Origin of the sequence: Pontibacter aydingkolensis (assembly GCF_019443125.1) — a bacterium.
Taxonomy (GTDB): domain Bacteria; phylum Bacteroidota; class Bacteroidia; order Cytophagales; family Hymenobacteraceae; genus Pontibacter; species Pontibacter aydingkolensis.
Genome location: NZ_JAHYXK010000022.1, coordinates 1 through 13,028 on the forward strand (window position 1 = coordinate 1; position 13,028 = coordinate 13,028).

At 47.3% G+C, this 13,028-nt stretch carries 12 protein-coding genes and 1 pseudogene; 3 read left to right on the forward strand and 10 right to left on the reverse strand.

Features of this window, described 5'->3' with window-relative positions; all coding sequences use genetic code 11:
- Nucleotides 1–102: pseudogene (locus K0O23_RS20605) on the forward strand (IS982 family transposase); the annotation flags it as partial.
- 17 nt (nucleotides 103–119) lie between these two features.
- Here the strand turns inward: K0O23_RS20605 and K0O23_RS17635 are convergent.
- From K0O23_RS17635 to K0O23_RS17680, 10 genes are all read right to left on the reverse strand, one after another.
- Nucleotides 120–545 (reverse strand): response regulator, encoded by a 426-nt coding sequence (locus K0O23_RS17635; protein WP_219878777.1) that lies wholly within the window; start codon nucleotides 543–545, stop codon nucleotides 120–122.
- Nucleotides 546–555: 10 nt separating this feature from the next.
- Entirely contained in the window at nucleotides 556–1,683 is a 1,128-nt protein-coding gene (locus tag K0O23_RS17640; protein WP_219878778.1) for a sensor histidine kinase, read from the reverse strand.
- Nucleotides 1,684–1,700: 17 nt separating this feature from the next.
- Complete coding sequence (locus K0O23_RS17645) at nucleotides 1,701–2,141, reverse strand: response regulator (protein WP_219878779.1); 441 nt, start codon at nucleotides 2,139–2,141, stop codon at nucleotides 1,701–1,703.
- The gene (locus K0O23_RS17650) at nucleotides 2,134–4,326 is read right to left on the reverse strand and encodes a PAS domain-containing sensor histidine kinase (protein WP_219878780.1); all 2,193 of its coding nucleotides are present in this window, start codon (nucleotides 4,324–4,326) and stop codon (nucleotides 2,134–2,136) included. Before K0O23_RS17650 ends, K0O23_RS17645 begins: the two co-directional genes overlap by 8 nt.
- Before the next feature lie 1,555 nt (nucleotides 4,327–5,881).
- On the reverse strand, nucleotides 5,882–6,442 hold the full coding sequence (locus K0O23_RS17655; protein WP_219878781.1) for a fasciclin domain-containing protein: 561 nt from the start codon (nucleotides 6,440–6,442) through the stop codon (nucleotides 5,882–5,884).
- A 168-nt stretch (nucleotides 6,443–6,610) separates the two neighbouring features.
- Entirely contained in the window at nucleotides 6,611–7,531 is a 921-nt protein-coding gene (locus K0O23_RS17660; RefSeq protein WP_219878782.1) for a hypothetical protein, read from the reverse strand.
- A gap of 490 nt (nucleotides 7,532–8,021) precedes the next feature.
- On the reverse strand, nucleotides 8,022–8,222 hold the full coding sequence (locus K0O23_RS17665; protein ID WP_219878783.1) for a hypothetical protein: 201 nt from the start codon (nucleotides 8,220–8,222) through the stop codon (nucleotides 8,022–8,024).
- A gap of 3 nt (nucleotides 8,223–8,225) precedes the next feature.
- Nucleotides 8,226–9,314: a toxic anion resistance protein gene (locus K0O23_RS17670; protein ID WP_219878784.1), complete on the reverse strand. Its 1,089-nt coding sequence runs from the start codon at nucleotides 9,312–9,314 to the stop codon at nucleotides 8,226–8,228.
- A gap of 5 nt (nucleotides 9,315–9,319) precedes the next feature.
- Complete coding sequence (locus tag K0O23_RS17675) at nucleotides 9,320–9,760, reverse strand: YhcB family protein (RefSeq protein WP_219878785.1); 441 nt, start codon at nucleotides 9,758–9,760, stop codon at nucleotides 9,320–9,322.
- A 692-nt stretch (nucleotides 9,761–10,452) separates the two neighbouring features.
- Nucleotides 10,453–11,412 (reverse strand): CvpA family protein, encoded by a 960-nt coding sequence (locus K0O23_RS17680; RefSeq protein ID WP_219878786.1) that lies wholly within the window; start codon nucleotides 11,410–11,412, stop codon nucleotides 10,453–10,455.
- Here K0O23_RS17680 and K0O23_RS17685 point away from each other — a divergent pair.
- Together K0O23_RS17685 and K0O23_RS17690 are read left to right on the forward strand one after the other, a co-directional pair.
- Nucleotides 11,405–11,698: a hypothetical protein gene (locus K0O23_RS17685; RefSeq protein WP_219878787.1), complete on the forward strand. Its 294-nt coding sequence runs from the start codon at nucleotides 11,405–11,407 to the stop codon at nucleotides 11,696–11,698. The genes K0O23_RS17680 and K0O23_RS17685 overlap by 8 nt on opposite strands.
- 165 nt (nucleotides 11,699–11,863) lie before the next feature.
- Nucleotides 11,864–12,988 carry an MBL fold metallo-hydrolase gene (locus K0O23_RS17690; RefSeq protein ID WP_219878788.1) on the forward strand — a complete coding sequence of 375 codons (1,125 nt, stop codon included), beginning with the start codon at nucleotides 11,864–11,866 and terminating at the stop codon, nucleotides 12,986–12,988.
- The last annotated feature ends 40 nt before the right edge of the window (nucleotides 12,989–13,028 follow it).

Sequence of the window (13,028 nt, forward strand, 5' to 3'; positions counted from 1 at the left end):
GGCTTCTTCCCCAGGAAGATCCATGCCGTCACAGCCGAAGGATTCATCCTAAAGCTAATCCTCTTTATCTTCGCCTACACGCTAGCTCAAGTAATTGAGTAGCTCGCAACTTGAGTTAATTAGAACTTTGATTTACGGAGTAGTGGCGGCATGCTAGAAACAATCATCTTCAGATCATCAGAAGAGAGGGGCTTTACTAAGTAACTTATCACATCAGGACGTAAAGCAGCTGCCTCCCTATCGACAACAGCTATACTGGAGGTAAGAATGCAAATGCTGGTCCTGTTTTTGTATCGAGCGGGAAACTCATCAAAATGGTTCAGGAAGTCCCAACCATTCATGTGCGCCATACTTAAATCCAGCAGAATCAGATCAGGGAAAGTCTCTTCTTTCCCATGCCTAACCTGTTGCCTGAGGTAGTCCAACGCCTCCTCAGCGCATTCAAACACCATAGTGGCTTTTGCAAACTTTAGCTGCTCTATCGTTAGCGTGTTCAACCTGTTGCAAAAAACATCGTCATCTATCAGCATCACCTTATCAATCATAATCAAGCATTTAATTCAACGGTAGGCAGACGGTAAACTCTGAGCCAATGCCAGGTTCGCTGCTTACGGTCACCGTACCATTCAACAGCTTTACTTGTTGGTTTACGATATACAGTCCCAAGCCACTCCCTTCAGCCATATGAGGTGCAAAACGCGTATGCATCTTAAATAATCTGTCAGCAACAGCTTCCATATCCATGCCGATGCCGTTGTCACCTACACTGATTGCCAGCTTACTACCTTCCCGGGGCCACGCCTTAATGGTAATTTCCGGCAAGTGACCTTGGGCATGATATTTTAAAGCATTTGCTATGAGGTTACGCAGGATGCTGTAGAAGTAAGCCTTAACAGTAAGTAAATGGAGGCCTGGATCAACATGCACCGAAATGGAGGCCTTTATGTTGTTTATTTCACTTTCAAATGAAATCAATAGCTCACTGACAGCCTTCAGCACTTCCACTTTTTCCTGCGCCATTTCCCCCTTTGAGCGAAGGGCCATTACCTTATTCAGGTCCCGCACCATGGTATCCAAGGCTTCCACAGTACCGAGTAACAAACACTTTGCTTCCGTTTCCTCATCGGCTGCCAGTACGCCCTCCTTTAAAAGACGGGCGAACCCAAGGGCATTTGCCACTGGTTTTCTCAGGTCATGTGCGATCACCTTTCTAAAAATCTCCACCTCTTCATGTACGACCTCCAGTAGCGCTTTCTGCTCACGAAGCTCGACCTCCTTTTGTCGTTTCTCGGTAATATCCTTGGCAATACCGAATACTGCCAGCACCTGGTCCCCTGATCTAAAAGGGAAGTTGGTCACGTCCAGGTACTTTATACCCTCAGGCGTAATAACGGCCGTTTCGTAACGCTGGGGGGACTCCCTGATGGCCATCTCGAAACTCTCTATTGTAGAGGCTCTATACTTAAGGTGGATCAGCGGCTCGAAGCTGCTTCCAAGCAGCAACTCCCGCCCCACGCCCGACACCTGGCAAACTACCTCATTTACCATCAGGAACCTTCCCTCCAGATCTAGCATGTATATGGCGTCCGGGTGGTTGTGGAACAGCGCCATATTGAGGTTCTCAAACTCCCTAAGCACCTTCTTTCGGGCTTCATCTGTGGAGTTCTGTATGTTATGCCCCATAATTAAATCAGCGTAAATTATATTTGTTCTCTTCCCGGTACGTTGTCAGGCAGAGGGCCATTTTTTTTTGTTATTGCTTTAGTGATAGTATGCAACATACTATTAGTCAATGGCTTTTCTAAAAAGTCTATTACCAGAGCGCTCTCAGCGCACCGTTTCTTGTCCTCCTCGTCTATAGAAGAGGTAAGTATGGCGACAAAACACTCCATTTCCAATCCCCTACACACAGAGCCAAGCCTTCTGAGGAACTCAAACCCGCTCATCAACGGCATGTTAAGGTCCAGCAGAACTAGGTCCGGCAAATCACCCGTTAGCGCATCCTCAACTAGCTGGTCAAGAGCCTGGTTAGCATCAATATAACATGAACTTTTGCAGTTGATATTGTATAGTGTCAGGATATTCTTTGCCAGGAAGAGCGAGAGCGGATCATCATCCACGATATAAACTTTTTTAAGCATGGCATTTAAATTTTAATGTGAATGTGGTTCCTTGTGCTGGCGCTGACTCCACACGAATGGTCGCGCCAAGCTCCTCCAGGTAGGTTCTTACTAAAAAAAGGCCGACGCCCCTCCCTTCATACCCCTGGTGGAACCTCTTGTAAAGTTGAAATATATCTTTGTTGCCCAGGCTTATGTCCATCCCAATGCCGTTGTCCCGGATGGTTAATTCTGTCTTCCCCTTCATTTGGATTAGGTTTACCTCCAGCATGAGTTCCTTGTCTGCCTGCCTGAACTTCACCGCGTTCGAGAACAGCTGCTTCAGCGATTCAAGAAGATAGACTCTGTTCGAACTCAGGGTAAAATTCTTGTTAATGTTCAGCGATATTGTATGCCCTCCTCCCTTTAGCCTAGGGAGCACGCAGCTTAATGCTTCCTCACAAACCTCCAGCACGTTAACCGCTTCCGTTTTCAACAAGCTGCTCCGCTCTCTGATCGAGAGGATGTGGTTCATATCGCGTATGACTACGTCTAGATTGCCAGCGGCCAAGGCAAGCTTTGAGACCGCCTCATCAAAAAACGGTGTGTCTTTACTTAGCGCACCTATTAGCGCCACAAGCCCTTGGATATTTGCTGCCGGTGCCCTAAGGTTATGGGAGACCATGTAACTGAACTGCTGGAGGTTCCTGATCTGCTCGGAGAGATCCCTTGTGATTTTAAGGAGCTGATCTTCCTTCTGCCTTATCTCCGTGACATCGTATCGAATGGAAATGTACTTTACCGGTTGACCGTCTTCTCCCAGCACAGGGATAATTTCTAATTTAAAGCGCTTCTGCTGCCCATTTTTCGAGTAATTGACTACTTCCCCCTTGAAGGGTTTTCCCTTGGCCATTTTTTTCCTGATTTTGGATTGCACCAGGCCTTCTGCCTCCTCCCCTCCGAGCAAATCACCGGGATACTGCCAGTAAGCTTCCTGTAAGCCATACCCCGTCGTTTCCTCAAAGGCGCTGTTCACCCATTCAATCCTGCCAAACCTGTCTAGCATCACCACCCCAGTTGTCGTTTTGCTAGCCACCAGCGCTAGCTTTTCAAGCCTGTTCTTCTCAGCAGCCTTTTCCGTTACGTCCACCAGATTAACGCTTACCCCATTGCGGGAAGGAAAAACCTGGAAGCTCAGCCTTCTCCCATCACCATAATATATAAGCTCCTCAAAACTGGAAGGTAGGCCTGTCTGCAGTACCTTCACGCACTCACTGTAAAACGTGGAGAGATCAGCTGCAGCCGGAAACACCTCCTTAATGCATTTCCCCACGATCTCCTGCCTGCTTTTCCCAATATAAGAGGCATAATGCGCGTTGGCGTAGGTAAAATGCCAACTTTGGTCTAATGAGAAAAATGACTCCGGCACACTCTCCATTATATTTCTAAGCTGCTCAGCCTGCTCCCTTTCCACCTCCTCCAGCTTTCTCTGAAGCGTAATGTCCTTGGCTATTCCCTGAATACTCACAATCTCCCCCTCCACGATAACCGGCATAATAGTAATACCCAGGTATACCTTCTCTTCACCCTGCCTAACGGCTTGCAACTCAAGATACCGGCTATTCCCTTGCATGGTGCTCACAAAAGCCTCCATGGCCAGGGGCAGGTACTGTTCATGAACGAACCTGCTGAAATGAACTCCCAAAATCTGGCTGTCCTCATAGCCAAGCACTTGTGAAACGCTGCTGTTGACTTTAGTAAAGCAGCCATCACTGTGCAGTTCGAAGACAGCATCCGGGTGGTTGTAGAACATGGACTCATAGTGAGCCTGCGCCCTTAGTTTGCGCCGCTCTTCCTCCACTTTTTCCGTAATATCCCGTGTGTTCGTAACATACCCCCTGATAAAAGGGTTATCGACCATATTGGACACGGTACAATCCATCCACCGCCACTCTCCTGTTTTGTGCCTGAACCTGAAATAGGGAAGGCTGGCAAGCTTCTCCCCCAGCGCGTTATTGAGTGCACCCGCCGTAGCATCTCGATCTTCCTCATGGATGTAGCCAAAGGCGCAGTTGCCTACCATTTCTTCAGGAGAGTAGCCCAGTATGGCCTTGACCGAGCCTCCGACGAACTGGTAATTTCCCTGTTCATCGATAATGGAAATAAGGTCGTTGCTGTTCTCTAACAAGAACAAATAAAACTTGGGACTTTGAAGGGTTTTATCCATATTCTACTACCGACTCCCCACTATAATTATATTCAGTTCGAATTAGCCCAGGCAACAGCTACAACTCCTATTTAGGCAAACACTAATTTCACATGAGAGATTATTTGCGCTTCCATTTTAGAAGGCCGTGGGGTAGGGCATTCTTGGAAGCAGGCAGAACGTGCCCTAGTGTGTAGGCCTTTTGTTTTATCCAAACTAACTGTCACACAAGAGGTCTGCCGCGGTAATCTCGCCTTGCGCGCAGCATGCTTGATTTCCTCAAAAACAGTTTACTTGCCTCTGGACAAAATCATCTTGTAAAGTTAAACAGCAGAAGCGGTGGTATCGGGCAAAAACCTCTCAAGTATTATGACGCTTGTTCTGCTATTTTTTTGTCACGTAATTCATGACAGGCTATCGTCTTATCTCATATAACGCGAGAGACAAGAAATATGGGATCATTATTAGAGTCATCACGTAATGAAGCGACAGTAAGGCCAGCCCAAAATTGCAACACAGAGCGGCTAGAATGCCTCAAGGGCAGTCAAGGTTATTCATGCTGTTAGTTAGTTTCCCAGCAGCTTCCATAGTTCGTTCATGACTCACAAAATTTTAGCGTTGCGGGGCAAGTCCTGCCTGCCTACTATCCTAATAAAATTGATTGTGACTTTACTTCATAGAAAGCAACTGCCCTATTACTATTTGTCTCTTGCGGATGAAATTGGCTTAGGCCACCCACTTGATTCCACTGCCTTTCGACAGCCTCCCAGCTACTACGACCCGCTCCGCGACCGCACCTCTTCTTGCTGACCAAAAGCTCTAACTACCAATCAGATCAGCCAGTCGATGATCACATCTCTTGCCTCATACAAAAGCCTGCTGTTGCCTCTCAGTCATAGTCCCTGGATGCTGCATGAGGAGGAAACCAAGGCGTTTCACGCTCTCTAATCACGAACACAGCAATTGTCCCATTCCAACACCGCCATTTTACTTATTTGACAGCCAGTTTCATCGCTAGACCAACGCACATAAGGCTGCATTACTAAAGTGTCCTCTATCTTTTGTACAGCTATCGAATCTTTTCAGAACACGCACAGATTTGTGCAGCCAAGGCTTTCAGCGCAGCAAATATGATGTTTAAACGTGTTCATAGTAGTGTATAAATGGGTTTACAGGCAATTCGCCTCCCATCAGTGTCCTTAAAACCTTAGCTCCAATTCTAGATATAAGGAAGCTTGCAACTATGACAGACGTTATGTTAATTAGATAGGAGGATAAATAATAATGTCCATAATATCCGAATCCAGTACTTTTATACCTGGGATGAAAACGCTATTTGGTACGATAAAATTAAACGAGCACTTAAGATTCAAATGTCAATTAAGGTCATCACTTCTGCTATCAATCCTCAATTGCCACGCAATCATCATAAGTGGTAAACAAACAAATAAATACGCATACAAGGCACTTTCTGCATCGGCAAGTAACTCTGCAAAACATACCTTCCAACACTGCACAAAAAAAGAAGCCACTCATAAAGTGGCTTCTTTTTATTAGGGGATATGGGGCTTTAATTTTAGTTAGGTAAAAGCACTGTATCTAACACGTGTATAACACCGTTGGACTGCTGCACATTGTAAACCGAGATGTTTGACTTATTACCTTTCTCGTCCTGCAGGATAATGTTTCTGTCTCCGTTCATCATGGCTGTTAACGTACCGCCGCTTACAGTCTTGAGCGTAGCTTTGCCTTTACCAGCTTTGATAGCACTCATCAGTTTGGCAGCATCTAAACGCCCTGGTACCAAATGGTAAGTAAGCACTTTGGTAAGGGTTGCTTTGTTCTCTGGCTTCAGCAGGGTCTCTACAGTACCGGCTGGCAGGTTTTCAAAAGCATCGTTTGTAGGAGCGAAAACCGTGAACGGGCCTTTGCCTTTTAACGTCTCTACCAGGCCGGCGGCTTTTACAGCTGCAACAAGTGTAGTGTGGTCTTTAGAATTTACGGCATTGTCTACGATGTCTTTGGTAGTGTACATGGCTTCACCGCCAACCATTACTGAATTTTGCGACTGCGCTGCGGCAGGTGTTAATGTAGTAGCTCCAGCTACCAACATTAATCCGAATAGTAGTTTTTTCATGTCTATGTTTTGATATGCTGCACTTACGCCACAACATGTTCAACTGGATTTAACGACATGAAAAATATTTAAGAATCAATATATAAAAATGGTATAAAATTTATAACTAATTAACCCAAAGACATTTACAACTCTCAATAAATCTAAATAAATTTTTATGACGCTGTTTCAGCGTTTTGAGCGATAGGTATTAACCGGGAACAGGCGGTAATCGTGCATACTGATGGCATAGGCGCAATCTTTCCAGTAAATAACAGGCATATAGGCAACAGGTCCGCCAGGGATGGTGAGGATGGTATTGCCCAGGTATTTTAGCAGGCTTTGGTCTATACCCAGCCGCATAGCTATGTGCGCTACAAATATTTCTTTTTCTTCTGCTGTTGATGTAAACCCAATCTCTCCGGACACATTTCCTTCTACCCCTTGTTCTTTTACATAGTATATTTTAGAGTAAGTATCGATAGAGATCACAGGAACAGACAAAGGCTGTGCTTTTGTTGTATTCATTGTAGCTGCGGGAGGAGTATAAGGCGCCTGGCCAGCCACACGGCGTACCATTTCAGTTACCTTCTGGGCAGTATGGAAACCCTTTATCGTTTCATTCTCTATTTTACGTAGCACGTCTTCTACCTTGTCTTCAAAAGGGCGAGACATGGTATGTGGGTATACTTTAGGTTTTTGCTGCCGTGGGGCCGGTGGCGGCGGTGGTATTATTTTAGCAGCAGGCTGCTGTACAGGTGTTGACACTATCGCAGGCGCAGCGTGGCGCAGGTATACTTCTATGATCACCGCATAGGTATTAATAAAATGATCGGTGTGCTGTATATGGAACAGTTCAAGTTCGTGCACCCTTTTCTTGGCCAGCAGGTAAGCATCTATGCTTTTAGTTTTCTCCAGCACGGCTTTAATCTTTTCTGCATGGGGCGTACTTTTATACTTTAAGTATAGCTCATTCAGGGTGTTCAGCCTTCGGTGGGAGTTTTTGATATAAACAGCCTCCTTTGCATCCGGCGCAACAGGCGCACCCGCCACCGTTCTGTTGCCCGCTGGCCTGCCAATTCCGAATAGGCTGCGAAAAAAGTTGATCATCTGGAGCCGGTTATACTTTGCTAAAAGTTTATACTTTGTTTACGTAATTTGTACGGCAGTACTATTCATTCTACTAGTTGCTGGCGCGGATTTGCAATCCGTAACTTTCTATCATGTCGGATTTGCAATCCGACTGGGTCAGAGGCCCATGCTATAGCCAGTTAAGCGTCGCAGACCCGGACTTGCTTCAGGGCGAGGACGCTCGTGCTATAGACACTTATTTGTTAAAATGAAACGGCCCTGTTCTGTACGGGGGTAACAATAATAAGGCAACTATTTCATCTCTGCTTCATCCCCCTGACAGGATGCACTTAGGCTGATTGCTTAGAGCCGATTGAGCGAGCTTGTCATGTCGGGCATCGCGGGAAATCTAAATAGAATTCCTGCTGTATTAATTTCAGATAGATCTCTTCTATCGTCGGGATAACATAATAGGATTAATTAGCCAGCTTTAGCTCGCATCCTTTTGCTGCAAGAGTCAATTTCAGGCTTATTCCTTTTTACCAGAAAGTATACGCTTCAGGTGCAGGGTTTCAATGGCTACTTCAGTTTTCTCCGCTTCTTTCAGTTCTTCAAAAAAAGTATCAAGCTTCTGGAGGTAAAGGTCCAGCAACTCCTCCTGCTCAGCTGTAAGTATACGTTCCTTTGCAGTAGGCTCGCTATGATGATGATCACTTCTATAAACTGCCATATTTTACTCCACCTCTATCTGCTTCGACTTTCCGAACGTACCGATGATCTTACTGTTCAGTTCTTCCTGCACGGCAGCCAGCTCTTTTACGGCCTCTTCCCGTTTCTTGCTTCCCTCTTCCGATATTTTGATCACCTGGTCAAGCGTTTCCACCATATCGCGGTTCACTTTCTTCAGGGTCTCCACATCTACAATGCCGCGTTCATTCTCCTGGGCAGTTACCACCACGTTCTTTTTGAGGAGCTCTGAGTTCTTGCGGAGCATCTCATTGGTCGTGTCGGTTATCTTTTTCTGTATTTCAAGGGCCTTGCGTTGTTTCTCAAGCCCCAGGGCAATAGCTACCTGTTGGCGCCATACCGGAATCACCGTTACAATGGAGTTCTGTATCTTCTGGGCCAGCACATCGTTCGCAGTCTGTATCATGCGTATCTGCGGCATCGACTGGGTGGCAATAGTATGAGACAGCATAAAATCGTGCACTTTTTTCTCCAGCCGCTCTTTAAAGGCCACCATATCGCTGAGGCGTTGCACGGCCAGTTCGTCCTGGTTGCTGGCTTCTACTTCGTCCTGTAATTGTGGAATAGTATCGTTCTCCAGTTCCTCAATTTTCATTTTACCAGCTGCAATCACTGCCCTTATCTCATGAATATACTCTACTGCCTGGGTAAACATTACCTCCAGGCTGGTAGTATCCTTCATTACACTCTGGCGGGTCTTTTCAAGCTTAATCACCACATCATCTACGTTCTCAGAGATAGAGTTATACTGGCTGGCTATGCGCTTGGCCCTGTCCTGGAGTTTTTTGCCGAATGGCAGGCGCGATAAAAAGCCGCGCTTCTCTTCCGGATCGTCAATTTTGATCATGTTGATCTGGGCCAGCAGTTCGTTAATGGCCGTACCGGCATCGCCGGAGTCTTTGGCTTTTACTTTACTAAGCAGCTCGTTGGAGTAGTGGCCGAGCTTACGCTGTGTTTCCACGCCAAAATTGCTCAGGGTTTCAGGGTTCTTCGGGTCGATTGTTTTAGAGATCGCCAGCGCTTTTTGCTGAATCAGTTCTTTGTTTTCGGCAATCGTGATGTCTTTTTCTCCCATGGTGTTCAGGTTCCGAATTGGTTTTTAGGATAGGTATCTAACGTATGCAGGTATTTTTTGATGTTCTCGTGCCGTTCGGTGGTTTCGTACCACTCTATTTCCTCCAGGGGCAGGTATTCTCCCAGCAGGTCGTGTACTTCGCGCAGCAGGGCCTCGCCTTTTTTAGTCCGGAAAACAGGGTTTTTATACTGTGCGCTCAGGTATTCAACTTTTACCAGCCCGGTTTGCGTAACCGCCAGTTCCTTTACCTCTACTACCAGCTCCGACGATTGATTATGCTCTGTAACAACCGTTTTATAGATGCCTTTATTACCTTCTTCCAGGGCAGCTATACTTTTCTGCCGGAGTTCGATGATGGCTTTCTGCAAACGGTAGTTTGGTTTTATGTAGTGGCCGAACACATACCCGAGTAGTGCCCCTATAAGCAACGTCCAAAAAATGATCATAGATGATAGTGCTATTTACGCGAAAATGTAGCTTTTACTTTCTATACGGGGAAAAGGGAATAATTGTCTGAATCAGGATTTTCAAGATTAGAAAAGATATGCAGGACTTTCTGCAGGACGGTATCCAACCACCCCTGCCCCCTCTTCCGAATCTCTGACTTTAACCAAGGCGGAGAATTTTACCTCACCCCAGCCCTCTCCTTTTATCGAGGTCCCCTACCCCCAAAACAGGAGAGGGAGGTTAAGCAAGGTGATGACAAACGTCTGCTATTAAACTCATACATATGGCAAAGTAGTAGCAAAGCTCCCCTCCTTGGAAAAGGAGGGGCGGGGGCATTACTGTTCGAAGCCTGCAGATTGTGCCTCCTAATGCCATTGAGGTTGTTTTAGTCATGAGAAACTGGCCTCTTGAGAGGACCATAGGGGTGTTTAGGTTAATAGGGCTTATACTTTTAAACGAGGCACTGAGCAGTTCCGGACATTGCTGACACCCCTGTAATTCCCTCAAGGGTAGGGCCGTTTCATTCTTATAAAAAGAGGTCAAAAACTTCTGTCATCCTGAAAGGAACTTGGTTGCTGGGAGGTTAAGCTATCCTCCCAGCAACCAAGTTCCTTTCAGGATGACAGAATAAAAGAGAATGAAACGCCCCTGCCCTCTAGGGGACAATTGAGCTTAATACTGCCTTTTCTCCTCAGTTCCTGAAGTTCTGCGTGATCATGAGTTTGCCGGGGCCTCCTTTCATTACACCTATTCCTACCCTGCTGTAGCGTGCTCCGAGTATATTGGCACGGTGCCCCGGGGAGTCCATCAGGCCTTCGTGGGCTATGGTTAGCGTAGGTGCCAGCGCCAGGTTCTCTCCTGATACTAAAAAACGAACCCCGGCTTCTCTTATCCTGTCCCCGGCGTCGTATCCTTCGGGGGAATAATGGGAAAAGTAACCTCGCCTGAACATATCGGTGCTGTGCTGCCGTGCAACGGAACGGAGAGCTGTATCGGCTTGCAGGGGCTTGAGCCCATTGGCAATGCGTTCCTGGTTAAGCAGTTCCAGCATTTTGGTCTCCAACTCCGGCTGCGGCACCGGCTGCTTTACTTTATAAGGGAGTTCTATTGTTCTGGCTGCGCCTGGCTCTATAGTAAGGTTATTTAAGCTGCGCTGCACCGCATCTTCAAATACAGGGGCCAGTGCTGCCTCGGCACGGTAAGCGTACGCTGCAAAACGGTTGGCTACTGTACTCTGGTGCATACTGGCATTCAGGCCGCCAGGCAGCGGAATAGCCAGCAGCAGTACGGCCGCTATGGCCACGGTAATTGCTCCGTTCAGCAGTCCCGGCACCAGCCCCATCACCTGGTTTAGTTTACGGGCATGTATGGCTGGCGACAGCCTTTGCAACAACAGCGACTCCAGGAAATGAAGCAGCATACCTGCCAGCAGCACCACTATAAAAAAAGCCACCGGCAGCAGCCATACTTCCTCCAGGTAGATAAACCTGGCCAGCAGGTTCGCCACGTAGGGGTAAAAACGCAAACCTATTACCAGGCAACCCACCCACCGTACCAGGTCCAGCACACCAAATATAAACCCGCGCCGCCAGCCGGTTACAGCACCAGACACAATGATCAGCAACAGCAGAATGTCAATGTAATTGAGCATACAAAAAGCGATAGTCAAAGTTCTTTATCTCGTTTACGTGTCTGCAGTTTCAGGTTTTGGTTTAGGATGGCCCTACCAAATGTGGTTTATACTTGCTGTACAACTCTGGTATGCAGTCTTTAGAGGCTGTTTTGATTTTATTGTTGGAAGCGAAAAGGAGATTTTAAGGGTTCTGGCGAGACTCCTCCCCGAAATTCTTCTGGATGTTCCATTTGAGTGGCATAGCAGCGCTATGGCGCGAAAAAGAGACGAAGCCAGGTTTCGTAAAATCAACTTTGCAGCCTAACGAATAAATTCAAAACAGCCTCTTAGTTGGTTAAAACAGAAAAAGCGCAACCATTGCAACACACAACCAGGAGCTGATCTTGGAAGAAAACATTATGAAGCTTAACATGTCTTCTTATATTGGCATTAAAACGGCACAGAACAGGTGCAAGACTGTTCATACCTGATGAAGAAACCACTTAAGACACTATTTTATTTATTCAGCGCCCTCATTTTGCTGGCTACAGTAGCAGGCTGCTCTCTGATGAGCCTCTCCCCGCAGTTTGGGGCAGAAGCAAAAGGGGCACGCAGGCAAACGATACAGCAGTCGCCTAACTATTACGACGGCGAGTTCCGGAACCCCGTGGAAACGAACATGGACCTTGGCTTTAACGGGACTGTCAAAGCAATCACCTCCAGGCTATTCGGACGCAATGATAGCCTTACCCCCGACCATATGCTCCCTGCCATCAAACTGGACTCCGCTAAGATCGCCGCTACCCGGGATACAGCCACCGTTATTACCTGGCTCGGGCACTCGGCTTTTATAGTGGAGATAGACGGCAAGCGCCTTCTCCTGGACCCCATGCTAGGCAACAGGGCCTCTCCTTTCAGTTTTATGGGGCCGAAGCGCTTTTCTGAACTGCCCATCTCCCTGGAGCAGATGCCGCACATCGATGCCGTCCTGATCTCGCACGACCACTACGACCACCTGGACTACGGCTCCATTAAAGAACTAACTGCTAAAACAACACACTTTTATGTAGCCCTCGGCGTAGGAGCCCACCTGGAGCGCTGGGGGGTGCCAGCAGATAAGATCACCGAACTGGACTGGTGGCAGGAAGCTACTTTTCAGGGTTTAACCTTTGCTGCCACACCGGCACGGCATTTCTCAGGCCGTGGCTTTAGCGACAGGATGCAAACCCTCTGGACTTCCTGGGTTATACTTGGCAGCAAGGACAAGGTCTTTTTTAGCGGCGATTCCGGCTATTTTGATGGCTTTAAAGAGATCGGGCAAAAGTATGGCCCTTTTGATATTACCCTGATGGAGTGCGGCCAGTACAACGAACTGTGGCCCAACATACACATGATGCCGGCGCAAACCGTGCAGGCACACCAGGACCTGAAAGGCAAACTCTTAATGCCCATCCATTGGGGAACCTTTGCCCTGGCCCTGCACCCCTGGACCGACCCGATCGAGCGGGTAACGGCAGAGGCCAGGGAACTGGGCGTACCTATTGCCACTCCGCGCATCGGGGAGCGGGTTATACTTCACAAAAAGGTACCTCGGCAGGACTGGTGGCTGGAGTAAGAAATACAGTTTACCGCTGCCTTTATTAAAAGCTTGTCTG

What these genes read in the sequence shown, in the direction of transcription:
- K0O23_RS17635 (WP_219878777.1), bottom strand. Translation starts at nt 545, where the DNA reads ATGATTGATAAGGTGATGCTGATAGATGACGATGTTTTTTGCAACAGG.
- K0O23_RS17640 (WP_219878778.1), bottom strand. Translation starts at nt 1,683, where the DNA reads ATGGGGCATAACATACAGAACTCCACAGATGAAGCCCGAAAGAAGGTG.
- K0O23_RS17645 (WP_219878779.1), bottom strand. Translation starts at nt 2,141, where the DNA reads ATGCTTAAAAAAGTTTATATCGTGGATGATGATCCGCTCTCGCTCTTC.
- K0O23_RS17650 (WP_219878780.1), bottom strand. Translation starts at nt 4,326, where the DNA reads ATGGATAAAACCCTTCAAAGTCCCAAGTTTTATTTGTTCTTGTTAGAG.
- K0O23_RS17655 (WP_219878781.1), bottom strand. Translation starts at nt 6,442, where the DNA reads ATGAAAAAACTACTATTCGGATTAATGTTGGTAGCTGGAGCTACTACA.
- K0O23_RS17660 (WP_219878782.1), bottom strand. Translation starts at nt 7,531, where the DNA reads ATGATCAACTTTTTTCGCAGCCTATTCGGAATTGGCAGGCCAGCGGGC.
- K0O23_RS17665 (WP_219878783.1), bottom strand. Translation starts at nt 8,222, where the DNA reads ATGGCAGTTTATAGAAGTGATCATCATCATAGCGAGCCTACTGCAAAG.
- K0O23_RS17670 (WP_219878784.1), bottom strand. Translation starts at nt 9,314, where the DNA reads ATGGGAGAAAAAGACATCACGATTGCCGAAAACAAAGAACTGATTCAG.
- K0O23_RS17675 (WP_219878785.1), bottom strand. Translation starts at nt 9,760, where the DNA reads ATGATCATTTTTTGGACGTTGCTTATAGGGGCACTACTCGGGTATGTG.
- K0O23_RS17680 (WP_219878786.1), bottom strand. Translation starts at nt 11,412, where the DNA reads ATGCTCAATTACATTGACATTCTGCTGTTGCTGATCATTGTGTCTGGT.
- K0O23_RS17690 (WP_219878788.1), top strand. Translation starts at nt 11,864, where the DNA reads ATGAAGAAACCACTTAAGACACTATTTTATTTATTCAGCGCCCTCATT.